Source organism: Bacillus mycoides, assembly GCF_001757995.1.
Lineage (GTDB): Bacteria > Bacillota > Bacilli > Bacillales > Bacillaceae_G > Bacillus_A > Bacillus_A mycoides_B.
In genome coordinates, this window is the sequence record NZ_LXLV01000101.1 from 1 (window position 1) to 24712 (window position 24712).

Annotated in this window: 23 protein-coding genes and 3 pseudogenes; 17 read left to right on the top strand and 9 right to left on the bottom strand. The window is 35.0% G+C overall.

Features of this window, described 5'->3' with window-relative positions; translation table 11 throughout:
* A pseudogene (locus tag BWGOE10_RS28505) lies at positions 1 to 419 on the bottom strand (IS6 family transposase); the annotation flags it as partial.
* A 70-nt stretch (positions 420 to 489) separates the two neighbouring features.
* Between BWGOE10_RS28505 and BWGOE10_RS33635 the strand changes: the two are divergent.
* From BWGOE10_RS33635 to BWGOE10_RS28520, 3 genes are read left to right on the top strand one after another with little or no spacing between them, the layout of a single operon-like run.
* A complete protein-coding gene (locus BWGOE10_RS33635) occupies positions 490 to 1086 on the top strand; it encodes a hypothetical protein (protein ID WP_236736017.1) in 597 nt (198 codons plus the stop codon).
* A gap of 18 nt (positions 1087 to 1104) precedes the next feature.
* Positions 1105 to 1575, top strand: coding sequence for a hypothetical protein (locus tag BWGOE10_RS28515; protein WP_070145854.1), 471 nt, complete (start codon positions 1105 to 1107; stop codon positions 1573 to 1575).
* Positions 1576 to 1578: 3 nt separating this feature from the next.
* Positions 1579 to 1794, top strand: coding sequence for a hypothetical protein (locus tag BWGOE10_RS28520; RefSeq protein WP_070145856.1), 216 nt, complete (start codon positions 1579 to 1581; stop codon positions 1792 to 1794).
* Positions 1795 to 2084: 290 nt separating this feature from the next.
* On the opposite strand, the gene BWGOE10_RS28525 is transcribed toward BWGOE10_RS28520, so the two are convergent.
* Positions 2085 to 3515, bottom strand: coding sequence for an IS4 family transposase (locus BWGOE10_RS28525; protein ID WP_070168362.1), 1431 nt, complete (start codon positions 3513 to 3515; stop codon positions 2085 to 2087).
* Between the two features lie 180 nt (positions 3516 to 3695).
* Between BWGOE10_RS28525 and BWGOE10_RS33640 the strand changes: the two are divergent.
* Positions 3696 to 4087 (top strand): annotated as a pseudogene (locus BWGOE10_RS33640) (helicase).
* Between the two features lie 249 nt (positions 4088 to 4336).
* Here the strand turns inward: BWGOE10_RS33640 and BWGOE10_RS28535 are convergent.
* On the bottom strand, positions 4337 to 4774 hold the full coding sequence (locus BWGOE10_RS28535; protein WP_000372088.1) for an Lrp/AsnC family transcriptional regulator: 438 nt from the start codon (positions 4772 to 4774) through the stop codon (positions 4337 to 4339).
* A gap of 142 nt (positions 4775 to 4916) precedes the next feature.
* On the opposite strand from BWGOE10_RS28535, the gene BWGOE10_RS28540 reads away from it, so the two are divergent.
* Together BWGOE10_RS28540 and BWGOE10_RS28545 are read left to right on the top strand one after the other, a co-directional pair.
* The gene (locus BWGOE10_RS28540) at positions 4917 to 5498 is read left to right on the top strand and encodes a DJ-1/PfpI family protein (RefSeq protein ID WP_070145860.1); all 582 of its coding nucleotides are present in this window, start codon (positions 4917 to 4919) and stop codon (positions 5496 to 5498) included.
* Positions 5499 to 5634: 136 nt separating this feature from the next.
* On the top strand, positions 5635 to 6270 hold the full coding sequence (locus tag BWGOE10_RS28545; protein ID WP_070145862.1) for a LysE family translocator: 636 nt from the start codon (positions 5635 to 5637) through the stop codon (positions 6268 to 6270).
* A gap of 357 nt (positions 6271 to 6627) precedes the next feature.
* Here the strand turns inward: BWGOE10_RS28545 and BWGOE10_RS28550 are convergent, their stop codons facing one another.
* Positions 6628 to 8058, bottom strand: a complete 1431-nt coding sequence (locus BWGOE10_RS28550) for an IS4 family transposase (protein WP_070145864.1) — start codon at positions 8056 to 8058, stop codon at positions 6628 to 6630.
* Between the two features lie 190 nt (positions 8059 to 8248).
* Here BWGOE10_RS28550 and BWGOE10_RS28555 point away from each other — a divergent pair, with 190 nt between their 5' ends.
* The 5 genes and pseudogenes from BWGOE10_RS28555 (at position 8249) to BWGOE10_RS28575 (ending at position 11802) form a co-directional block, all read left to right on the top strand.
* On the top strand, positions 8249 to 9178 hold the full coding sequence (locus BWGOE10_RS28555; RefSeq protein WP_070145865.1) for an AAA family ATPase: 930 nt from the start codon (positions 8249 to 8251) through the stop codon (positions 9176 to 9178).
* Entirely contained in the window at positions 9175 to 10272 is a 1098-nt protein-coding gene (locus tag BWGOE10_RS28560; protein WP_070145867.1) for a DUF58 domain-containing protein, read from the top strand. Before BWGOE10_RS28555 ends, BWGOE10_RS28560 begins: the two co-directional genes overlap by 4 nt.
* 11 nt (positions 10273 to 10283) lie before the next feature.
* A complete protein-coding gene (locus BWGOE10_RS28565) occupies positions 10284 to 11054 on the top strand; it encodes a hypothetical protein (protein WP_070145904.1) in 771 nt (256 codons plus the stop codon).
* Between the two features lie 90 nt (positions 11055 to 11144).
* A pseudogene (locus BWGOE10_RS28570) lies at positions 11145 to 11482 on the top strand (MBL fold metallo-hydrolase); the annotation flags it as partial.
* Between the two features lie 176 nt (positions 11483 to 11658).
* Complete coding sequence (locus BWGOE10_RS28575) at positions 11659 to 11802, top strand: resolvase (RefSeq protein ID WP_236736018.1); 144 nt, start codon at positions 11659 to 11661, stop codon at positions 11800 to 11802.
* 86 nt (positions 11803 to 11888) lie between these two features.
* Here the strand turns inward: BWGOE10_RS28575 and BWGOE10_RS28580 are convergent, their stop codons facing one another.
* The 5 genes from BWGOE10_RS28580 to BWGOE10_RS28600 form a co-directional block, all read right to left on the bottom strand.
* Positions 11889 to 12830, bottom strand: a complete 942-nt coding sequence (locus BWGOE10_RS28580; protein WP_070145871.1) for a carbohydrate kinase family protein — start codon at positions 12828 to 12830, stop codon at positions 11889 to 11891.
* A complete protein-coding gene (locus BWGOE10_RS28585; protein ID WP_070145873.1) occupies positions 12827 to 14302 on the bottom strand; it encodes a glycoside hydrolase family 32 protein in 1476 nt (491 codons plus the stop codon). Before BWGOE10_RS28585 ends, BWGOE10_RS28580 begins: the two co-directional genes overlap by 4 nt.
* A 20-nt stretch (positions 14303 to 14322) precedes the next feature.
* On the bottom strand, positions 14323 to 15699 hold the full coding sequence (locus BWGOE10_RS28590) for a sucrose-specific PTS transporter subunit IIBC (RefSeq protein WP_070145874.1): 1377 nt from the start codon (positions 15697 to 15699) through the stop codon (positions 14323 to 14325).
* 139 nt (positions 15700 to 15838) lie between these two features.
* The gene (locus BWGOE10_RS28595; RefSeq protein ID WP_070145876.1) at positions 15839 to 16825 is read right to left on the bottom strand and encodes a LacI family DNA-binding transcriptional regulator; all 987 of its coding nucleotides are present in this window, start codon (positions 16823 to 16825) and stop codon (positions 15839 to 15841) included.
* A gap of 529 nt (positions 16826 to 17354) precedes the next feature.
* Entirely contained in the window at positions 17355 to 18299 is a 945-nt protein-coding gene (locus tag BWGOE10_RS28600; protein WP_070145878.1) for a tyrosine-type recombinase/integrase, read from the bottom strand.
* Between the two features lie 511 nt (positions 18300 to 18810).
* Between BWGOE10_RS28600 and BWGOE10_RS28605 the strand changes: the two genes are divergently transcribed.
* The 6 genes from BWGOE10_RS28605 to BWGOE10_RS28630 form a co-directional block, all read left to right on the top strand.
* Positions 18811 to 20928 carry a peptidoglycan D,D-transpeptidase FtsI family protein gene (locus BWGOE10_RS28605; RefSeq protein ID WP_070145880.1) on the top strand — a complete coding sequence of 706 codons (2118 nt, stop codon included), beginning with the start codon at positions 18811 to 18813 and terminating at the stop codon, positions 20926 to 20928.
* Positions 20929 to 21143: 215 nt separating this feature from the next.
* On the top strand, positions 21144 to 21401 hold the full coding sequence (gene lepB, locus BWGOE10_RS28610) for a signal peptidase I (RefSeq protein WP_236736024.1): 258 nt from the start codon (positions 21144 to 21146) through the stop codon (positions 21399 to 21401).
* 564 nt (positions 21402 to 21965) lie between these two features.
* Positions 21966 to 22286, top strand: coding sequence for an IS66 family insertion sequence element accessory protein TnpA (tnpA, locus tag BWGOE10_RS28615; RefSeq protein WP_070145882.1), 321 nt, complete (start codon positions 21966 to 21968; stop codon positions 22284 to 22286).
* Positions 22283 to 22639: an IS66 family insertion sequence element accessory protein TnpB gene (gene tnpB, locus BWGOE10_RS28620; protein WP_070145884.1), complete on the top strand. Its 357-nt coding sequence runs from the start codon at positions 22283 to 22285 to the stop codon at positions 22637 to 22639. Before tnpA ends, tnpB begins: the two co-directional genes overlap by 4 nt.
* Positions 22640 to 22678: 39 nt before the next feature.
* On the top strand, positions 22679 to 24268 hold the full coding sequence (gene tnpC, locus BWGOE10_RS28625) for an IS66 family transposase (protein WP_070145886.1): 1590 nt from the start codon (positions 22679 to 22681) through the stop codon (positions 24266 to 24268).
* 98 nt (positions 24269 to 24366) lie between these two features.
* The coding region (locus BWGOE10_RS28630; protein ID WP_070168363.1) for a hypothetical protein at positions 24367 to 24712 on the top strand (346 nt) is incomplete at its 3' end.

Sequence of the window (24712 nt, forward strand, 5' to 3'; positions counted from 1 at the left end):
CTATAGGATAAGCTGGATTCTTATCTACTGTCACGACACGAGGCTCAGAAATATGAAAAGACTGCAAAGCTTTCTTGAAGAATCGCTTTGCAGCCTTGTGGTTTCTTGCTTTGCTTAGGTAAAAATCAATGGTATTTCCTTTCGAATCGACAGCACGATACAGGTACATCCATTGACTTTTCACTTTGATATATGTTTCATCGACTCTCCAAGAGGCATTGGTGACGATGGATTCTTTTGTCTAATTCAGGACCATACTGATGAACCCAACGCATAATCGTTGTATGAGCAACGAATAAGCCCCGTTCCTCCATCATTTCCACCAAATCACGAAAGCTCAACCGTAGGTACCATCTTACTGTTTGCAAAATAATATCATGATGATAATGTTTCCACTTGAATAAATTTCGCTTTTCCATACTGATCACGCACCTTTTTTAGAGTCATACTATCAGTATGTCCAAGATTTAGAGATTACCTGCAATTATCTTGAAGTTTTCGCACCAGAACCCTTTAACATTCATTCCTACTAGTAAGCTAGCGAAAATAGTAAAAGAATTAAAAGAAGGAAATAAACTTTTAAAAGGCGTTGAATTATCTCCAGAAGATTTGAAAATATTAAATGAGACTGGATATTTTGATAAAGTTAAAAATGTTGAGAAAGTCAGTGGAGCTAATGTCGGAGAAAAAACTGTTACTTATCGTAGAGTTCAAGGTGGAGGTAGTAAAGATTTAATTTTAGTCAATAATGATGGAACACTTTCTTTAAATAGTAAATGGAAAGCAGATCATGACTTAAATGTATCTACTGGAAAAGACCACTCAGAGTATTTCAAAAATAAAAGACCAGACTCATATATTGTAGAATTTGGAGTACCCCCGTATGTGGATGATTTGATTAGAGAAAATGCAATTTCTCAGAATCGCTATAAAACTAATCCACTTAATCAAGGAGGGAGTGCTCCTAAGATTGTTGATAAGGGTATATTTGATAAATATGGGTTTGAAGGTGTTGCATATGAATTGCCCACCCCCATTAGCCAATGGTTGGTGGAATACGCTAAAAATACTAAAATTATTAAGTGAGAGGAGTGAGTTAGCAAAATGCTTAAGCCTTTATATACGAAAAATGTTATAGTAGGAATAAAGTATAAAAACAATTTCAACTGGTATATAACTGAACCAGATTTATGGTATTTAGACTATAATCAAGCAGGATATGCTCCGGATGAGTATGCAGATGAAAGAAAAGATATCAGTGTTTTAAACGAGAATACAATAGATAACTTTTTAGAAAGAATAGAAAAGTATGAAGTGTTTACAGAAGAGATTAGGTCAAATTTTTTAAGTGAGCTAAGTAATAATGACGAAGAAACTATCTATGATTATAATCCGTGTTTCTTGATAGATTTTGATGATTTAAATTTTTATTCTAATTATCCCGAGTTGATATCTTTTGAAGAATATATTCCAAATAATTGGAAAGGTTATTTGCAACATTTTGATAAACAGATACCTTACGAATACAGATACTGGAAATATAAAAACAAAAATTATTTATTTAAGGAGGGTTAAGCTATGCAAGAAAATAAATTGACTATGATAAAAGAAACATTTAAAAATGAGGAAACAGGTGAGCTAACGCCTGGAGTTACTATAATACTTGATGGAAATGTCAAAAAAGCATTGGAAATAATTATAGAAAAACAAGGTTATTCTGATTATCCAGAAGCTTTAAAAGAAGTTATTTTTGAGGGTATTAATAATTTTGTAAAAAAGGATAAAAAAAATTAGCGGAAAATTGTTGTTTTTAGAAAGGTTCTACTGCAAATATACATATCTGCTTAACGTAAAGTCTACTTATCGACAGTAAAAAGATATCAAAAAAGAGGACGAAACTCATTATTATGGGATTTGTCCTCTTTTGTTGTTTTAGTTTTATTAGGGGTACCGCCACATCGCTATCAAGCTAAGCTTATACAAAGTCAATTTTAGGCGAGATTGTTTCTTTTTTATAAAGGGCAAGTGTAGGTGATTGAAAGATTTGCATGCGAAATAAACCCTATTGGGTGTCATTTTTTGAATTAGGCCGCTTGATCATCAGACATGGTACAATTGTAAACGACACCTAATATATCAAAGACTGTTTTTTTCTCATACCGATGAGATTTTCTCCCGTTTTGCTGTAGGAGGTTGAACAGGCGAATGAGAATTTTTGATAGTTCTTGGGTGTCTTTCTGTATGGCTTGATAAATAAGAAGAAAATAATCTTTAATCATATATATGGCCTTATATTCACTCAGTTCTCGTTTCTTTTTCATAAGAAGTAATTGTCGCATTTGAAACATGATAGAAGAACAGAGTAGAATGGCAATCAATTGACCATATAAATGGCACTCCAATCGTTCTGGTTTTATCTTTTTACAATGATGAATTTGAAAGAATGACTTCCACGTTTTAAATAAAATCTCGATTTGCCAACGTAAAGAATACCAATCATGTACTTGTCCCATCGGGACAATATCTGTAGGGGTGTTTGTCATATATACATTGATACCACTGAGACGTTTACTACGAGGGGAATACTTCATTCCCTTCTTTTTCTCTCTTACAGCTTGATCTTGTAATCGTTTTTGTTGCTGTTGTTTTGTTAATCGATGAACAATTACACGAGCTGGCACTTTATCAATCATACCTACATAAGCATCAGCTATTTCACATGTTTGTCCTGGTTGAAGAGAGTTCATTACCGTCTCCATATCTATCTGTATATACTCTGTACCTTTCTTAATTCTTCCATCTTGAAAATAATCAGGGTTAGGATTTTTTTGATAAATACGTGTATTCGACTTGATACGAGAGATATAGTAGGCCTCTTTATCTTGTATATATTGAAGGTCTTTTAAATGAAAATAACCTAAATCTCGGATACATAAATCATTCGCCGTCACAGTTGGGGCACACAGAGAGCCGTAAGTACGATCATGTTGTTTACCTGGACCTGTATGAATATGTAGGAACTGTCCACTTAACAAATCATACTCAAGTTGAATTTTTATCCCAGCTGTATGGCTGCATCCACCTGCACCTGGATAAACCGATGAAAATACATCCGGGAGTTGAAATGCGGTTGAATCTAAAATACGAATACGCTTGAAAACAGAAGTGTATGGAGAAGAAATCGGCATAGATGCGGCCAATTTTTTGCTTAGTAGTTCGGCTAGTAGGTGTTGTAAAAGTTGGACGGCCGCCTTATTAAACCGTTGATTCAGTCCCTCAGGACTGATGAGTACTTCTGTTGATGCTTCTAAACAGCTAGATAACTGAGTTAAAGAAGTCATAGCTACATTTTGGCTCACCCATACACATAAAGCTACTAAATCTTTTGCTTGGTACTTACTGGTTCGTTGTACAAAACCAACATCTCTAGCAAGATCCCGTAAGGTATTTGGAGATAAAAAACTTTGAATCTCTTGAGCAAATAGTTGTAAGTTGTCAGACACAGAAACAGACATAAAAAACGCCATCCTTTCCTATGATTCTACAGAAAGAATAGCGTATTTTTTCATTTTAAGAAAATTTAGTTTTGTTAGTTTGATAGCGATGGGTTTGTACTCCAACAAGGGGATTTATGGAAAATTGTAGAATGTATTAATTTGAAATTCTTATACCCAATTTTTTAGGAGTGACTACAAATGCGAATATATCCTGATTGTCCAATTATCACCAGAACAGTAGAGGTTGGCGGACTTACGAAATCGCAGCTTATTCAGAAATTGCAACAATACTCCATTTTGATGAATGAGTATGGAGAAAGACTGTTAGCTGATGATAAATTTACGACTTCTAATACAAAGTACAGCCTGAAGGTTATTTTGGGAATGCCTCACAACAACATCAAGCTCCATCTGGCTCCATCACAATAGCATCGGAGATATTAACTAAAGACGATGATTTTCCGAAAGGCTTTTATCTTAGACGAATTAACGGCGTGTTGTGGCTACGCGGATACATTGCTGACCATCTGCACGTTTGGAAGCCTGAAGACCACTTTATCTTTGTTAAACAAAAAAACTTTAAGAAGTGAGAAATAATGAGAAACTTACCTGCTTTTGTTCAACTAAAGGGGGACTTTACTTCATGAGACCGTCATTAGACGGTCTTTTTTATTTAGGGATCACCACATCATCATCAAGCTAATAAAAATGGGTTACCCCAAAACGATAAAAATGATTAGAGACCTTGATTTTTTTATACAAGTTAGAAAAATCAGGGTTATTTTTAAAGGATTGAGGATTATTGAGTAAGCAATAGTTAATTGATTATTCCAGTATTTTTATTCTTCACTAATAAAGGGAGCAATTATTTTTTTTTCATAAGAAGATAACACGATATTCGTTGATGGCGTACCATATTGCATTGTATCATCAATAAATTGTTCTAAACTTTCTACAGAATATGTTGCTAATTTGACAATATAGCTAATTTCCCCTGCTACTCTGTAACACTCAAGTACATCTGGATGATTATAGCAAAAGTTAGCTAATGATTTACAATCCTTTGATTTAAACAATATAAGTGCAGAAATTGGACGGTTTATTTTTTTTAGAGAAACATGTGCATGGTAGCCTTCAATAATTTGTTGCTCCTCTAACTTCCGTACTCGCTCAGTTACTGACGGAGAAGATAAATGAACGGCTTCTGCTAAATCCTTCATTGAAATTTTTGCATTTGACTGTAATAATCCCACGATTTTTTTATCAATTTGATCCATAAAGTATCCAACCTTTTTTTATAAACTAGAATAAACTAAATTCTTTATATAATAAAGTCGAACGATCGAATATCCTTATTAAACTTATTTATCAGCCTTCTATATTTGTATAAAATAAGGATATCAGGAGGCGATTTACGATATGAAAAAGATTTTATTATTATTAGCTGACGGATTTGAAGCAGTGGAAGCTAGTGTATTTACAGACGTACTAGGTTGGAATAAATGGGAGGGAGATGGATCAACCAAGGTCGTAACAGTTGGTCTTCGGAATAAATTAACCTGTACTTGGAATTTTACTGTCATACCTGAAAAAACGGTTGATGATATTCAATTAGATGAGTTTGATGCACTAGCTATTCCAGGAGGGTTTGAAGAAGCTGGTTTTTATCGGGATGCATACAGTAGAGAATTCTTAAATGTCATTCAACATTTTTATGTCAAGCAGAAGCCTATTGCCAGTATTTGTGTTGCATCATTAGCGCTTGGTAAAAGTGGGATTCTTACAGATAAAAAAGCCACCACATACAGTCATCCAACGAGTAAACGAAAAGAGCAGTTAAAGAATTTCGGTGCAATAGTACAAAATGATTTAATTGTTCAAGATGGAAATATTATTACATCTTCTAATCCAGGTACAGCTTTTGATGTTGCATTTTTATTACTTGAAAAACTAACATCTAAAAAGAACGCTAAACATGTAAGGGATCTTATGGGATTATAGGCATTGATCTTCAACAAAGGGGTACTTTATGAGTTTTTGGAGATTGCTAGAAGTAATGTGAAAAATCGCAACGCTCTAGTTTTATTTGTTGAACCAAGCGAAAAGAATAGTACTTGACTAAAATAGGAGAATTTTTATGATTGTAACACTTTTTACGTATATTATATTAGGTTTATCTTTATCAATACCTGCAGGTGCTATGACTGTCCAAATGACCAAACAAGGAATGAGAAATGGTTTCGTACATGGTTGGTTTGTAGGTATAGGAGGAATGACTGTAGATTTATCTTTAATTGTCCTGATTTATCTAGGGTTCTCTAGTGTATTAACCAATCCATGGGTAGAAGCAGTTATGTGGTTACTAGGTTTTGGTTTTTTAATGTTTATTGGAATAGAAAGTATTAAAGAAGCAAAATCAGAAGTTAACATAGAGGGAGAAAATCCTAATAAATCTTTATTAACAGCTTACTTATCTGGTTTTATGATTGCTATATCACCGGCTAATATTGTATTTTGGATAGGGGTCTTTGGTCCGGTTCTAGTCTCTTCATTAGGTAATGCAAGTGCATCTACATTTATATTAATAGCTGTAGGTATTTTATTAGGTATCTTTATGCATGATATGGTCTTATTGGGTTTTGTTCATTTTACTAGACGTTTTCTAAATCCAATCTTTATTAAATGGGTATCTATATCTGCCGCAATAGTACTATTCGGATTTAGTGGTTATTTTGGTTACGAGTTTATAAAACAAGTAATTGCTTTTATCTAAAAAGCATAACTATTATAAACTTAAATATGGTGGTTATTATGTAAATGAAAAAGATGCGCATTTTAAACCCAAACGCAACGTAATTGTAAATATATTACATTACGCAGTTACCCCCTCAGGAATTCGTTGGTTCCTAGGGGGGTTTTTATATTCCCTACGCATAGCCTTTAGAAAAAAGAAACAGCCTCCACTATAATTGACGTTTTATGAGCTTAGGTTGATAGCGATGGGGTACCGCCACATGCCCATCAAGCTAACCAAGTAAATTACTAGATATGAAACGATCCTTGTTTCAAAACTAGCAATTGATAGAAAAGTAGGCATGCTAAAGAAGCCTATTAAAACGTGATTTTTTCGCTAGGCAGCTTGTCTATGCTTTACCGTCGTTTTATACACAATCCCTAGAATATCAAAGACGGTCATCTTCTTATACCGATGACATTTACGACCGTTCTTTTTGAGCAGCAGATAAAGACGATGCAAAATTTTTAAAATTTCTTCTGTGCCAACGGCTATCGCTTGAAACAGTAACGGAAAGTAATCTTTAATCATATAAATCGCTTTGTATTCACTCAGCTCCTGCTTTGTCTTTTCAAGCAGAAACTGTCGCATTTGAAACATCGTAGAAGAACAGAGGAGAATGCCGATGAGTTGTCCATATAAATGGCACTCTAGGCGTTCTCTTTTAATATTTTTACATTCATCAATTTCAAAAAATGACTTCCACGTTTTAAACAAAATTTCAATCTGCCAACGAAGTGAATACAATGAGTGCACGTAGTTCGTTGGTACTCCTTCTAGAGACGTGTTCGTGATATATACATTCATACCCATTAAACGTTTACTTTTATCCTTCATGACAATGCCTTTTTTCTTTTCACGTATCGCTTGGTTTTTCAGGCGTGTTTGCGTTTGATTATCGGTTAAACGATGGATAATGACACGTGCTGGAAGCTTCTGATTTTGGCCAATGTATGCCTCGGGGATTTCTATCGTTTCACCTGGGATTAGACCCGACATCATTTGTGTCATATCAAGTTGGATGTATTCTGTTTGCTTTTTTAACGTGCCGTTGTTGAAGTATTCTGGCTCAGGGTTCTTGATATAAATGCGTGTATTCAGCTTCAACCGCGAGATATAGTAAGCCTCTTTATCATGAATAGTTTGTAAGTCTCTTAAATCGAAGTAACCAAGATCACGTAAACACAAATCGCCCGCCTCTACGGTTTCAAGGCAGATGGTACCGTATGTTTTATCATTATTCTTTCCTGGTCCAAGCTGCACGTTAAGAAATTGACCACTAAGTAAATCATATTCCAATTGGATTTTCACGCCTGCCGTATTACTACTCCCGCCTGAACCTTGATAGTTAGTGGCGAAATGATCAGGCAGTTGAAACACTGTCGCATCTAAAATACGGATACGATTAAAAGTAGAGATCACGTGTGCAGAAAGTGAGTGATTTGAGCAGAGTTTTTGTGTGAGAAGAGAAGTAAAGACTTCTCGAAGAAATGCGACAGCGGCTGGATTAAAGCGTTGATTCAGTCCTTCTGGACTCATCAGTACCCCAGTGGAAGCTTCCAATCGACTACACAATTGTGAAAGTGATGTGCTAGCTATTTCCTGACTGAGCCATACGCAAAGAGCAATGAGTTCGTTTGCTTGATACTTACTAGATCGCTGTACAAAGCCAACTTGTTTGGCGATATCTTGTAGGACTACTGGAGATAAAAAGTATTGTAGCTCTTGTGCAAAAAGATTCAGTTCATTTGAAATAATAGGATTCATTAAAAACACCATCCTTTCTCATAAACTTCTTACGATAAGCATAACGTTTTTTTATTTTAAGGGTATGATTTTAACTTCGCTTGATGGGCATGGGGTAGCACTAACAAAATTCGTATTTTCCAGTTTATAGAAAATGTTTATCGCGGTAAAATATCAGAAAAAACAAATAATATAAAGGGGGATAAGGAATATGAACATATTAGAAAAAATTAAAGAAAACGTTTCAAAAGTTATTGTAGGAAAGGAAGGAGTAATTGATTTAGCGATGATTGCATTAGTTGCAAATGGACATGTTTTATTAGAAGACGTACCAGGAACGGGGAAAACAACATTAGCCAAAACTCTTGCGAAAAGTATTGATGGGGCTTTTCAGCGTATTCAATTTACATCGGATACGTTGCCGGGTGATGTAGTAGGATTAGAATACTTTGATATGAAAGAAAGTGATTTTAAAACGAGAAAAGGACCTATTTTTGCAAATCTAGTTTTAGTAGATGAAATTAACAGGGCTGTCCCGCGAGCACAATCAGCGTTGTTAGAGGTAATGGAGGAGCGTACCGTAACAATTTCGGGCGTAACGCATGTATTACCAATGCTATTTATTGTATTAGCAACGCAAAATCCATTAGAATCGGCAGGAACTTTTACGCTTCCAGATGCGCAGCTAGATCGCTTTCTATTAACCATTCGGCAAGGGTATCCAGATCGTATATATGAAAAAGAAATGCTAAAACGATTTAAAGAAAATAATCCATTTAACGATTTACAAAGTGTTGTAACTCTTTCTGACATATTAGAGTTGCAAGAGCAATCTAAAAGAATCCATATACACGATGAGGTGGAAGAATACTTGCTTGATATTGTAGAAGCAACGCGAAATCATGATTTGATAGAAATCGGGGTTAGTCCTCGTGGCTCTTTAGCTTTTATGAGAGCGGCGCAAGCAAGGGCATTATTAAAGGAGCGGGAATATGTAACTCCTGATGATTTGAAAGCCTTGGCAACTCCGGTTTGTGCTCATCGATTAACGTTAACAATTGAAGGGGATATGAAAACAACTAAAGTAGATGTACTGCAAGGAATTTTAGAAAAAATTGCAGTGCCGGTAGAAAGCGTATGAATGAGATTATAAAAAGGAAAAATCCGTTGCTGGAACCTCTCTTTATAGGGGGAATCGGCGTTATTTTTCTTATTCTCTTTGTTTTTACAAATCAACTTTTTATTGTGGTCCTCTTTTTGTTTTATTTGTTGTTAGCTGGATTTTTACATTTGTATATGAAAGTAGTCATGAGAGTGAAATGGGATATCTCGCAAAATCAAAAGAGACTATTTATGAATGAAAGAGGAGAGTGTGTAGTGCAAATTATAAATGAAGCACGTTTTCCAATCTTTAAAGCAACTCTTCAATTTCGTTCGGATGAACAAATAGAGTGGGAAACGGATCAGAAGATGCAGCGTTCGCATCACTCTTATCAAATTCCTCTCCAATTAGAAGGAAGAGATATGATAACAATTATGTTAGAGGGGAGTGCAAATGAAAGAGGAAGACAAGGGTGGCAAGCAGCAGAACTCATAATATCAGATCCATTCGGCCTTTTAACGTATTACTTGCCTATTGAACACAAGGAACTCCCTGAATTTCATATTCTTCCGCAAATGTTGAAAGTGATGATACCCGAAATAACAACGTGGAAGCATGGATTTCGCAGAGCGGCTGTTTCTCCGTTATATGATGAAACGAAAATAGTAGGTGTGAAAGAATATGAAGGGGAATCATTTCGCTCTATTCATTGGGGGGCGACTGCGAAAACTGGGGTCATTAGTGCGAAAAAATATGAATATACACAAGGCGATCGATATGCACTTTATGTAAATGTAGTAGGGAAAACGGGATATACGCTTCGTACAGATATGGAATATTTAATTCAAGTCGCTGCTGGGGTATGTCGGGAGTTAATCTCGCAAGACTGCTCGTTCGAACTATGGATAAATGGCGTACGGGAACAAGGCGTCATTCACTTAAAAGGTGGAAAGCACCGAAAACAACTTTATAAAGCAATGGATTTGTTATCTTCGTTAACAGAAAAAGATATACCATTGAATGCACATTTCTTTTATCAAACAGGATTTCGCAGACAAGAAGCAGGGGGGATTCCATTAATTATTGGATATCCACCGGAAAAACAAAAAGGGTGGATACAAATTGTGAAGTAAAGGGAGGAACGGTGAATAAATTGAAATGGGGATCGCGTGTTATATTTTGTTTTCTAGCCATTAGCGCTTGTTTTGTATTGGCGATTGGAATAACGAAAGGTGCATTTTTTGCAAAAGAGAAGGTGGTAGATTTTTTTTATCAGGAGGGAGAAGCTGATGTATCTAGTGAAGAGACGATACGGAAAAGCAAGGAAAGCTTAGAAGGAAGCAGAAGAGGAGAAGCTCGGGAGCCTGGGGATGATTCAGGAGGGGCATTAGGTGAAATTGAAAATCCGCCTGATTCTGATGAAGAGGGATATTTTAAGGAGGGAAAGTTTGAAAGATTTTCCCAAGATAAAAAGGGACAAAATGACGATGCAGGGTTTATAGGGGTTAGCATTGAAAATATATTTATACAAATTGGCATCCTATTCTTAGTGATGGTAATCATAATTTTTATCTTTCGCCGTATGCGGAATAAGAAGCAGACAATTCATCATATACATTTGAAACAAAAAGAAGTACGAAAAATTGGGGAAGATGCAGAACAAGAAGAACGAGATAGCTTAATACTGCCAGCGGAAGAAGTAAGAGCAATGCTAATAAAATGGGAGCTAACATTATCAAAGTTTGAAAAGAGAAGGTTACAAGAGACGGTTCAACAATGGTTTTCCCGTATTCATAAGAACAGTGATATTATTCCAATTTATGAGAAAGTTAGATATGGAGAAGGAACTGCCTCAAATGAGGAGTTACAGATGATGCGGAAATGGATACATGAAAATGTAAAGAAAAGTTTATAGTGAAAAAAGAGATAGAAGGAAAAAGTTTGTTACTAGCGGAAGTATTACGTTATTGTTTCATCCAAACTGAGGGGAGAAGGTGGATATATAATGACTGATAAAAAACTGTATTTTTTATCAGCTGGCCGCTGCCATGTTAGATCACTCTTCGGTTAATAGTATGCCTACTCCAGGTAAACTTCTGAATTTGCCTGTATGGAGCTATCTTTTGAAAACAACAGAAGGCCCTATTTTGATAGACACAGGAATGCCAGAAAGTGTAGTAGATAATGAAGATATTTTTAAGGGAACGTTTGTTGAAGGTCAGATTCTTCCAAAAAATGAAACCGGATGATAGAATTGTAAACATTTTAAAACGAGTGGGCTATGCACCAGAAGATCTTCTCTGTGCTATTAGCTCTCATTTGCATTTTGACCATTTGGTAGGAAGAAAAATAATATAACTCCCCATCGCCATCAGGTTAAGAAATTCATTGTTCTCCAAAACGACAAAAGTACACTGAATTCTCATAAACAAACAACTGTGGTGAGATAAAATTTTTGTTTTGGGGGTACTTCAAAATCTTAGCTTGATGGGCATGTGACGCTACCCCATAAAGGAAGATTGAAGAAATACACGGATAAACACCCAGGTATGAATCATGCGATTGAATTACGGAAGCACACCACTAAAACAGTGAAAGAAATATGTCAAATTACAGGTGTGAGTCAGGCCGCTCTGTATCGTAGATTAAAAGAACTTGAATAAAGTTCTTTTTTAATTTGTAATTAAATCCCAGAGTGGCCCCTCATACCCAGAATCGTTTCCGTACCCCTATAGGGTGCAGTTCATATTCATTTAAACGTAACGATATCTTTTAATGTTGGTAAGGATTGCATAGCTCCGTAATTCTTACAAGTAATTGCTCCAACTTTGTTAGCAAATGCAACGAATGTACAAAGTTTTTCAAAGTTAAGGTCAAATAGATTTTCTTCTTGAGATAGTTGATAAAGCATTGCACCTACAAACGCATCTCCTGCACCAGTTGAATCTACCTGTTTCACAGTAATAGAAGGAATAACAGCATTCCCTTCAATAGTTGTAAGAAGTGTACCTTGTTTTCCAAGTGTAATCGCAACTACCTTTGCGCCTTTTGCAAGTAAAAACTGTGCAGCTTTATTCATATTTGTTTCTTTGGAAAGCATTATTGCTTCCTCTTCGCTTACTTTTACGAAATGGGCTTGTGCAATGAAAGTTAAGCAATCCTCGCAAAATTGCTGTTTATCTGTAATTAATGCATCACGATAGTTTGAATCAAAGGAAATAAAATGTTTTTGTTCTTTTGAATATTGCAGCAGCTGAAAATAGGTTTCTTTTAAATGCCCAGGTAACAAAGCTGTCGCTGACCCAAAATGAATGATATCATGTTTGTGCATTTTGGAAAGATCGATTTTATGAAACTGATATTCTCCATCAGCGCCACGCTGAAAAGTAAAATCACGTTCACCATGTTGATCAATAGAGACAAAAGCTAATGTCGTTTGGTTCTCTTTTATAAGCATAGAAGTATCGACACAGTTTTCTTGTAATGTTTTTTCTAGAAATTCTCCAAAAGGGTCGTTTCCGACTTGTCCAATGAATGAAGCCTTTCCTCCTAATTTTGTAATTGCTGCAGCAACATTTGCAGGAGCTCCGCCAGCTTTTTTTTCAAAATGTATTCCATCTGCTAATGGTACATGTGTATCACAACAAATAAAATCAATTAATAATTCACCGATACAAAATACTTGTTTCATTCCAATCCTCTCCCAAGTTTGTATTGTGTTATATGAAATTCCATCTTTTCATCTGAGAAAAGAGAGATGTTATACTCTATATCTTTACGAGGAAATACTCGCGATGTAAACACAGTTGCTCCATCACATAGGAAAATTTCAACAATGCTTTGATCTACGAAAATACGCATTTTCATTGTATCTTGAATCGTAATTTCCTTACAGCGTTTGTAACCATATTCTCCTCCAAAGTGGTGATGGAAGCTTCCACGCTCAATAGAAACGATCCCTTTATCACGCTGAAAAGTAATCGGAAATGATTCTTCATGACAATGGAATAAGGAAATACCAAATACATTTGCCTTTTCAGATTGTAATCGTACTTCTAATTCGTAGGAATGTTCTTTGAAAAGGTCAGATAATACATATGTTTCATTCTGTAAACAACCTGACACTGTTTTAGAAGATGTACGCAATTTCTTTAATTCACAAATCGGACGTTGTTTTAACGCGTAATTTTCAAGAGTTAACTCGCGTGGAATCGTTAAACAATGTGCCCACATAAAATCATCTGAAGGATACGTAATTTCACTTGATCCTGCCCACGCAAACATAATGCGGCGTCCAGCGGGATCTTGCAATGTTTGCGGTGCGTAAAAATCAAATCCTTTATCTAACTCATAATAAGAATCAACGTGAAAATATAAATTTTCTAGATCCAATGTCCCAATTGCATAAATAACATTATAAACATTTTGATAGCTACCCTTTGTTGCTTGAATACCTTGCGGAGAAAAAATAAGAATATCTTTTCCATCTAAATGAAAATAGTCAGGGCACTCCCACATAAAGCCGAAATCTTTTAAATTTGTTTGTAGTTCCCCTTGTAACTTCCAATCATACAAGTCTTTTGATTGATAGATAAGAAGTGTACCTGTTTCGTTTTCCCGTTGCGCGCCGAGCAGCATATAATAAACATCATCATTCTTCCAGATCTTCGGATCACGAACATGTCCCGTATATCCAGCAGGAACACTCCGAATAATTGGATTATATTCTGCTTTTTCAACCTCATATTGTTTATTCATCAAGGCAACACATTGATTAGCGTCACGCGAGCCATCAGTATGTTTTACATTTCCTGTATAAAACAAATGAAGTATGTCATCTTTTACGAAAGCTCCCCCAGAATAAGCACCGTGGGATTCATAACTTTCAGTAGGAGTAATTGCCACAGGCATACGTTCCCAGTGAATCAAGTCTTTAGACTTTACATGCGCCCAATGTTTCATTCCATGAATAGGAGCAAATGGGTACCACTGATAAAACACGTGGTATTCATTATTATAATAAGATACACCGTTTGGATCATTCATTAATCCATATGGCGGATGAATGTGATAAATGGGCTTCCAAGAGTCTTGATTTGCAATCTTCTCTAGCGAAGTCAATTCACACTCTTTTACCTCTCGTATTGTTCTATATTTATCCATAGGGTGTTCACCTCAAAACATTAGTTCTTTTCTTTATATAGAAGCATTGTCGCAATAAACGCTGTAATAACAGCAATAGCAAACCCAATTACATAATGAACTACATTCATCATTCCTAATGGGGCCACAATCGTAAGCATCGGAATCCCCGTTAAACCGTAAGCATTTGCTACAACATTCGTAAACACAACGTACGCCCCGCCTAAAGCTCCGCCAATCCCTGCGGCAATAAAAGGTTTTCCTAGCTTTAAATTCACACCAAAGATTGCAGGTTCTGTAATTCCTAAAAAAGCTGAAACAGCAGAAGGAATTGCAATACTTTTTGTTTTTGCATTTGTTGTTTTAAAATAAACAGCTAAAGCTGCTCCGCCTTGTGCAACATTTGCCATAGACCATATCGGTAGTAAAAAGTTTACACCGATATCTTTATTTGCAAGTAACCCTGCTTCAATAGCGTGAAAACTATGATGCAATCCTGTTAAAACGATAGTCGAATATAAACCGCCAAAAATAAATCCAGCAATTGGCCCAGCAACTTCATATACAGTATTTAAAATGTACGTAATACCATCACCAAATTTATAACCGATAGGACCAATAATAATTAATGATAGAAAACCTGTAATTATAACAGTTAAAAAAGGTGTAATTAATAAATCCAAAGAATTTGGTACGTGTTTTCGTAACTTTTTTTCTATTACACTCATTGCATATACACAGAATAAAACAGGAAGAACTGTCCCTTGATAACCAACCATATCAATATCCATACCAAGAAAATGTAATACCGCCGGTTTCGCATTCCCAAGTGTCCAAGGGTTCGTTAATGCAGGGTGAGTTAAAATACCTCCGATGACTGCTCCTAAGAAAATATTACCGCCAAACTCTTTTGCAGCACTAACACCAAGTAAAATCGGTAAAATAATAAACGCTGTGCTCGAAAATATATCAAGCAATTGAATGAGAGCATGATCAGTCGATACTAATTTAAACGCTTTCAACATTCCGAGTAAGCCCATTAATAAACCGCTGGCAACAATGGCCGGAATGATTGGCACGAAAATATTTGATAATACTTTTGCTAATCGGGCAATCGGATTCATTTTTTTCTTTACAGCCTCTGTATGCGTTTGAGGATCAATTTGAGATAGGCCGATAAGATTCGCAAATTGTTCATATACTTTGTTAACAATTCCCGTTCCAAAAATAATTTGATACTGCTCACCTGTAGAAAAAGCACCTTTCACGCCTTCTATGTTTTCAATTTCTGTTTGTGTTACTTTTGATTCATCCTTTAAAACAAGACGAAGACGTGTTGCACAATGAGTTGCACTTATAACATTTTCTTTTCCGCCGATATGCTGTAATACACTAGCGGCAGTCTCTTTCATATCCATTCAAAGTCCTCCTAATACATTTTGCGGAACCGGTTCCGCAAATGATCAAAATAAAAGACAGGTACTTCATATACAAAAGAAATCCTGTCTTCATTTTTCAAAATACGGAACCGGTTCTACAAAGAATTATAGAACGCTTTCACATTTTGTCAATACTTTCTCGAATTTTTAATACATATTTTGAACTTACTATTTTGGGAATATCTTTATTTTTAACTAACTGTATGATAGATGTAGCAGCAATCGTTCCAGCGTAATGGTAATCAAATGAAACCGTTGTTAAACTAGGATGAATCATTTCAGAAATATCATAACCTCCAAATCCTGTAACGGAAATATCTTCCGGTACAGAAAGGTTGCTTTCATGAATAACCTTTATTGCACCAATAGCGATGTTATCTGTTGCGCAAACAATAATAGTAGGACGGTTATTTTCTAAAATATATGCTACTTTCTCCATCGCATCTTTGACATGAAAAGTTGTGTCATAAAACGTCACGTTGCATGATGGAGCGAGAGTTTGAACTGCCTTTTGAAAACCTAGTTTTCTCTTTACCCCAACTGAGATATCTTCTTCCGTTACTCCTAAATAAGTAATATGACGGTGGCCTTGTGATAAAATGTATGATCCTAATTCAAACGCCGCCTCAAAATCATTGTGAATGAGACAATAATAACCTTCGTATTGTTGACCGACGAATAAAACAGGAATTTTTAATGTACTCAAAACTTTATTATGTTGCTCTGTTAATTTTGTCGTTAATAAAATAATTCCAGCTACTTTTTGTTTTGCAAAGTTTTTAATTGCTTCAATCTCTATCTCTTGCCTTTGATTTGCATTTGCAACAAGCATTTGATAACCCTGTTCACGAAGTGAATTATCGATTCCAATAAGGGTTTTCGTCGTAGCAAAAGAGTCTAAACGTGGAACGATAACTCCAATTAAATTTGTTGTTTTTGCTTTTAAGCTTCGCGCGAATGCATTAGGAGAAAAATTTGTTTTTTGAATAATCGCTTCAATTTTTTGTTTTGTTTTATCACTGACATACCCACCATTCAAATAACGAGAAACGGTACTTTTTGCGACACCTGCTAACTTAGCAATATCTGATATATTTTTTGCCATTATTTTCTCCTCTTTAATAAAAATAGATTTCATAAATTACATCAGAATATTGTTTTCTTAAATAAATGATCTGATATTTATAAAGTGAAACTTTAATCACTGAGAGGTTCTTCCTCCCTATGATTCAATGCCTTCATCAATCGGGCTTTTGCCGTTTATCTCCTGCCTCTCTTCTTTGCTTTTGCTGAATTTTGAGGCGGGATTATGACTGCCCGCAAAATAGCTGAATAAAAACAAGTGAATGTGTTAACTCGTTGCACACTATTAATATTAACTCATACTAGATAGGTTTTCATATATTATTACTTATTTTGAAGTACATTACTATATAAATACAAATTATCTAGCATGTAGGCAACAAGAAAGGAAGTTCATGGAAAACTTAACCTTAGCTTGATGGGCATGTATGGTGACCCCTATTAGGGTTAGCAGCAACAAAATGTGAACTTCGTACGCTAGACGATTCCTCACATAGAAAAAGCCGATTTCCTGTACGCTAAGGGATAATCGGCTTTTAAGATGAATAGGTCTAATCGATGTAATCATAATATCTTTTTAACGAAAGTTTAGATTTAAAACCTACCTGTTTTATAATTTGCCCCTCTAAAACTTCATTTTCGATTAGCCGTAAAATGAAGGTATTCCGTAGATGTTGTGCTGAAATTCCTTTTCGTAAATTCGCTCTTTCAACTTCAAGTCGAATCATTTTTTGAACAGCAATTTCTGTTAAGGCTTTTGGAGCATCGTTGTCATATGACCAATGATAAGTTTTTCGAGTAAAATCGAATGCTACGAATAGTGGATCATTGCTATGATATTTTGGACGAACAGGTTCAGGAAATATTTTGTAATGGTTGAATAATCGCTTTTTATCTTCTTCAGTTAAAATAATCGTTCTCTCTATACCCACTTTTCCTGGTACTGAGATTGTATTGTTTTCAAAATGGACGTGCTTCATCTGTAAACCTACAAGTTCTTGAAAGGACAATCCATTATTTATGAGTAAATGCACAACAGCAATGTTACGATCCATAAGTACTGGACGAACGGAGCGTTGTTTTTCTGTTAATCCTTCTAATGAAGTTAACATGTACTTTAGCCGTTTTTCTTCCGCTTTAGAAATAAAGTCCTCATCACGTAACGCACGATTAGGCTGAATCACAAGATTCATATCTTCTAATGGATTAGGTAGGCCTAAATATTGATAAAGTCTACTTAGGACAATATAAACACGATGTATCGTTTTATCAGAGTAATTTCGTTGCTTCTTTAAATCATTAAAATACTCTTCATAATCCTCTGTACTAAGTGTCGTCCATACATTGCGTAAGGGAAGCCTTTTTGATTTTTGCAACCATTGACCGAAATTTTCAATATCATAAGCATATCGTTTAATTGTGGAAGGTTTTCTTCCTTTATCTAATAAGAAAAAAGAAAAATGCTGTACTGTGTCTTGGAATTCTTTTGTTGGCATAGCCTTATCATCCTATTTTTTCTTTTAGTATATCAAATTGGAGCTCAGTCAAGTAACCATCTATCTAATAGATAGGGGTCACCATATCATTGTAAGAAAATTGTACGCTAAAGGGTTTATAAAGGTTGTATATACTTAATAAACGTTTATAAATATTTTGTAACATGTTTATAGACGTGATGAACCTTGATTTTATATGAGTTAAAGTTATGTCCTTAAAGGTATACTTTTATAGACATAACAAACGTTCTTCACTTCTTTGAATACGTAGTGATAGAAACTAAAGCACAAGGTGTACCTTTTGAAGTGATGAGATGTATTTTAGGAGTATTAAAGTTTCTTAAGTTGATTGCATGTATAAGTGCTCTCTTTTTTAAAAAATATATATTAATAAAATCAGGTAATACTTTAGAAATTCTTTAAATTTATTTAACTTTACTTATCCTTATATATTATTTAATATATTTTAAGTATAAGTATTGGATTTAATATTATTAAAGCGGAGGTTTACATGAGCAAAGAAAAGCCCAATAAAACAAAGAAAGATAAAGTTACTTTTAGATTAAACACACTGTTTTTTTGTGTGTTTTTACTATTTTCAACTATTATTCTTCAGTTAGGAAAAGTACAACTCGTTGATGGAGAATCTTATAAAAATATAGTTGAAAAACAAGAAAACGAAACCATTAGTGTCCCCGTTCCACGTGGACAGATTTTTGATCGAGAAGGTGAAAAGGTTGTTAACAATAACGCTATTCGTGTCATAACGTACACAAGAATGAAAGGTATACAATCCGATGATATTCTGAAAGTAGCTAAAGACCTTTCAAATATAATTGAAATATCCGAAGAAGATATAAATAAATTAACTGAAACAGATAGAAAAGATTTTTGGATGCAAATGAATAAAGAACAGGCCCAAAAAAAAATAACGAAACAAGACGAGGAAAAACTTAGAGCAAAAAATATTGAGGGAAAAGGGTTTGATAATAAAATAGAAAAATTGAGACGAGAACGTGTCACTGATGAAGAACTAAGTAAATTAACGCCAGAAGACCTAAAAGTATTAGCTATTAAAAGTAAAATGAGTTCAGGATATCAAATGACACCTCAAGTTATAAAAAAGAACGCAACCGAGAAAGAATACGCAATAATAAGTGAGAATTTAGAAAGATTCCCAGGGGTAGATGCAACAACAGACTGGGATCGTAATTATGTAAATGGGGATTTATTCCGTTCGGTATTAGGAAATATTACAAGTGCTGAAGAGGGGCTTCCAAAAGAAAATTTAGACTCTTATTTAGTGCGTGGTTACAATCGTAATGATCGCATTGGAAAAAGTTATATTGAACAACGATATGAAGACGTATTACATGGAAAAAAAGCTGAAGTTCGAAATATTACTGACAAAGAAAAAAACATTACTCAAACGGAAATGATTTCCAACGGGAAGAACGGAAAAAATTTAACATTAACAATCAATATGAAATTACAGAAGCAGGTTGAAGAGATTATTGAAAAGCGTTTAAAAGAGTTTAAAGGTTCAGAACCACTATTAGACCGAGCGTTTGTTGTAATGATGGATCCAAAAACAGGTCAACTTTTATCCATGGCTGGAAAAAAATTAGTGAAAAAAGATGGGAATATAAAAGTAGAAGATTATGCTTTAGGTACATTGACTAGCTCTTATGAGCTTGGATCTACCGTAAAAGGAGCTACACTTTTAACAGGATTTGAGACAGGTTCCATAACGCCAGGAACATATTTTCATGATGCACCAATGCATTTTAAAGGAACAAAACCCAAAAAATCTTGGAAGGATTTTGGAAGTATTGATGACCTACGAGCGTTACAAGTTTCATCAAATGTTTACATGTTCAATACAGCTTTAAAAATTGCAGGCATAAATTATGTACCTAATAGCTCATTAAATATTACAGCAGCTACATTTGATAAAATGAGATATTATTTTGGACAATTTGGTTTAGGTGTTCCAACAGGTATAGATTTACCAAATGAAGCTATTGGACAAATGAGTAAAGAAAATTATCAGCCAGGTTTCTTACTAGATTTAGCTATTGGACAGTATGATACGTATTCACCATTGCAGTTAGCACAATACATTTCTACTATTGCAAATGGGGGATATCGAATGAAACCACAGATTGTGCAAGAGATTCGAGAGCATACAGTGAAAGAAGAAGAGATTGGAAAAGTTGTACAATCCATGGAGCCAGTTGTATTGAACCGTGTAGATATGAAAAAAGAATATATTGATCGAGTACAAGAAGGTTTCAGAAGAGTATTTCAAGAAGATGATGGAACAGGTGTGCATTATTTCCAAAAAGCTTCTTATAAACCGGCTGGTAAAACAGGAACAGCACAAACAGTTTATGGAGGAGATGATCCTGTTGGTAGAGATGAACAAGGGAAAAGAATCCGTTGTTATAATTTAACTTTAGCAGGATATGCTCCATATGATAACCCGGAAGTCGCATTTTCTGTTGTTGTACCATGGGTATATGATGATAAAGGTGGAATTAATTCAATGATTGGTAGAGACATTTTAGATGCATACTTTGAATTAAAAAAGGATACAGGGGATAATACCCCTTCTCAAACAAACTAAATAAAGCGAATGAAGATAATAAAAAAATGCCCCCTACATTAAAGCTTAGTAGGCGGCATTCTTTATGAAATTATTAATAAGGAATGGAACCATATGTTATCTGAAGAACAAGAATATAATCTTAATTTAAAGTTTTTTCTATTTGGTATGTTGATGTTTTTGTTGTTATAAAAATACCGAATGATTCCAATTATTACATAAAAAGAATAATTGGTTTGCCCAATGAAACAGTTAAAATGGTTAACGATTCCGTTTATATAGATGGGGAGAAACAAGAAGAACCTTATGTTTACAAAGATTTAATTAATAAAACTGAATTTTTCTCCAACTTTAGCGAGAGGAAAGTGCCTTCAGGCAAATTATTTGTAATGGGAGATAATCGTTATAAAAGTATGGATAGTCGAAACGGTCTAGGGTATATAGATAAAACTAGTATAGTAGGAGTGTTAGCTTGCAATTTTTGGCTTTTATAAAAAGTACATGGTGTTCCCAGAAAAAAACAGGGGTTTGAATAGTATAAATCTTGGGTGAATAAATGAATACTTGCTAATATACATGAAGACCACAACAATAGCAGCACCCTGTTAATATAGTTAAATTATTATTAATATTGAATTTGAAAATAAAAAGAACTTGTAGGTATCTCTACAAGTTCTTTTTTAGATAATGAAAAAAAGTGAAATAAACTATCTCATAACTTGAATCGGAGCAAACACTCTAACTACGGGTTGCTTTCATTATATACCAAATCTTGACATGTAGAGTTTTAATGTTTGAAAATTATGTGAATTAAGAAAATAAGGGGTGTATCTTGTTTTTTATTACTAAAAAAACAATTATTCATTTTGTACAAAATACTTTCATGTGGTAAATTTACGTGGGCTAAGGAATGTATATTCAAAAAGAGATAATGCAGGTAATTAAAGTGTTCTTATCTCTTTTTTACTTATATAAGTAAGCGTCAAATATTCCCCACCTACTATTTGTAAATAACCCATGAGATAATCTCCTTACATACTATATGTGGAGGTTTTTTTATGGAAAGACACCGATTAAAGAAAGAATGGGAAACTTATATTCAAGACTATAAAAACAGTGGATTATCAAAAGTTGCCTGGTGTCAAAAACAGAACCTATCGGTTCATCGCCTATATTACTGGCTGCAAAAATTATCGCCTGAAACGGAAGAGCAAAATGTAAATGGGCGTGTGAATTGGCTTTCTATGAATGTCCCTTACGTAGAAGAAAACATACATGCTACGATTCGAATTCACATGCAAGAAGCAACCATTGAATTAGATGTGCCTTTTACTCCGCAAGTGCTCTTACAAGTGATGCAGGCGGTGAAACAACAATGATGTCAGAAATCGCAATTGAAAAAGTATATCTTGCACAAGGGGCAACAGATTTACGTAAATCAATTGATGGACTAGCGGCTATTGTAAACGAAGAATTTGAGTTAGATCTCTTTTCTTCCTGTTTATTTGTTTTTTGCAATCGCTCACGCGATAAGCTAAAAATTCTGGTTTGGGAACATAATGGTTTCTGGTTGCACTATCGCAGATTGGAAAAGGGAACGTTTTACTGGCCAACTGAGCATAGGGGTGTGCCACTTACTATATCAAGACGACAATTGAGATGGCTTCTTGATGGATTTTCTTTTCAAAAAAAACAAGGGCATCAAGCCGTACATGCGAGATCCATTCTATAAAAATCATATATGTAAAAGGAATTTGGATAATTTTGTCGAATGGATTTATCTATGAAAACAACACTCTCACATTCAAACCAACCCACAATTGAATCACTTCAAGCTCAAGTAGAGGAACTCACGGCAAAAGTGAGATGGTATGAAGAACAATTTCGTCTGAGTCAACAAAAACAGTTTGGTACGTCTAGCGAAAAAACACCTAATAATCAAATCGCTTTAGAACTGTTTAATGAGGCTGAGAAAGAAAGTGATTCTGAAACCCCCGAACCAGCTGTTGAAACGATTACCTATCGTCGCAAAAAGAAACGCGGTCATAGGGATGAGTCTGTCCAAAACCTTCCGATTGAAACGGTTGAATATCGTTTACTTGATGAGGAACAGGTTTGTTCGTGTTGTGGTGGTGCTTTGCATGAGATGAGTGTAGAAGTCCGAAAGGAACTGACGATTGTTCCTGCGGAAGTAAAAGTAACAGAACATAAGAGATATGTATACGCTTGTCGTAAGTGTGAATTAGACGAGGTATCCACACCGATTGTAACGGCCAAGATGCTAGCTCCCGCCTTTCCTAAAAGTATCGCTTCTCCATCGATTATGGCCTACATTATGACACAAAAATATGTAGAGGGATTGCCTCTTTATCGTCAGGAAAAACATTTTGAACGAATGGGGATCTTCTTATCACGACAAACGATGGGAAATTGGTTATTATATGGGGCTGATCGATGGTTAGTGATTTTGTATGAAAGGATGCATGAACACCTACTTACTCGAACCATTCTTCATGCGGACGAAACAACCTTCCAAGTTTTACGCGAACCTGGGCGGGCCGCAACAACGAAGTCCTATCTGTGGCTATATCGTACAGGACGAGAGGATATCCCTATTGTCCTCTATGACTATCAACCTACAAGAGCAGGCGAACATCCGAAACGTTTTTTAACTGGTTTTGAAGGATATTTACAGGTAGATGGATATAGTGGGTATCATCAAGTACCGGATGTCACCCTTGTCGGATGTTGGGCGCATGCGAGACGAAAGTTTGATGAAGCCTTAAAAGCTTTACCTGAATCACAGAAGGGGAAAAAAGTGAAGGCGAGCGAAGGCTTACACTTCTGTAATCAACTCTATTCGATTGAAAGGAAGCTCAAGCACGTCAAGCCTACCGAGCGATATAGGCAGAGACTTGAAAAAAGCAGGCCCATTCTGGACCTTTTTTCGGCATGGCTTCATGAACATAAAGATCGTGTTTTACCAAAAAGTGCGCTAGGAAAAGCCATCACTTATTGTTTGAATCAATGGAAGCATCTTAAAGCCTTTTTATTAGACGGTCATTTAGAAATTGATAACAATAGAAGTGAACGTTCTATTAAACCGTTTGTAATCGGGAGAAAAAATTGGATGTTCTCAAATACACCGCGAGGTGCTAGAGGAAGTGCGATCATGTATAGTGTGGTGGAAACCGCAAAAGAGAACAATCTAAGTCCCTATCATTATCTTCGTTATTTGTTTGAAACGCTTCCCAACATCAATTTAAACAATAAAGAAGAAATTGATAAAGTCTTGCCGTGGTCAAAGGATTTACCCTCTAGCTGTAGAGTACCGAAAAAAAGTGAAGCAAACAAAAAATAACTCCAAAATCAACTTTTATTGTATATTTTGGAGTTACTTGACGTTTACTTTTATATGGTATTATCTAAATAACATTTAAAAGAAAGGCATAATTCAAAATGAAAAGAATATTTATTTTTTTGCCTATATTAATGCTTTTATTAAGTGGATGTAAAACTACTAGTATAGAAGGTTCTTGGGATTTAGCTGAAAACCAAGATAATGAATGTCCCATATACTACAAATTTAAGACAATTAGAGAAAAAGAAAAAAAAGAACCTGGCATAAAAAAAGTAGTAGAAATGTATACAGATAGTAAAAAAGGTGAACTATACCTAGGAACTTACGTAAATGAATTCAATATATACTATATTGATTATGGAGACTCTTTTACATCCAATCAATCAATAAGAAATGTAGATGGTTATTTGAAAGTATATTTTGAAAATGTTAACAAAATATGTA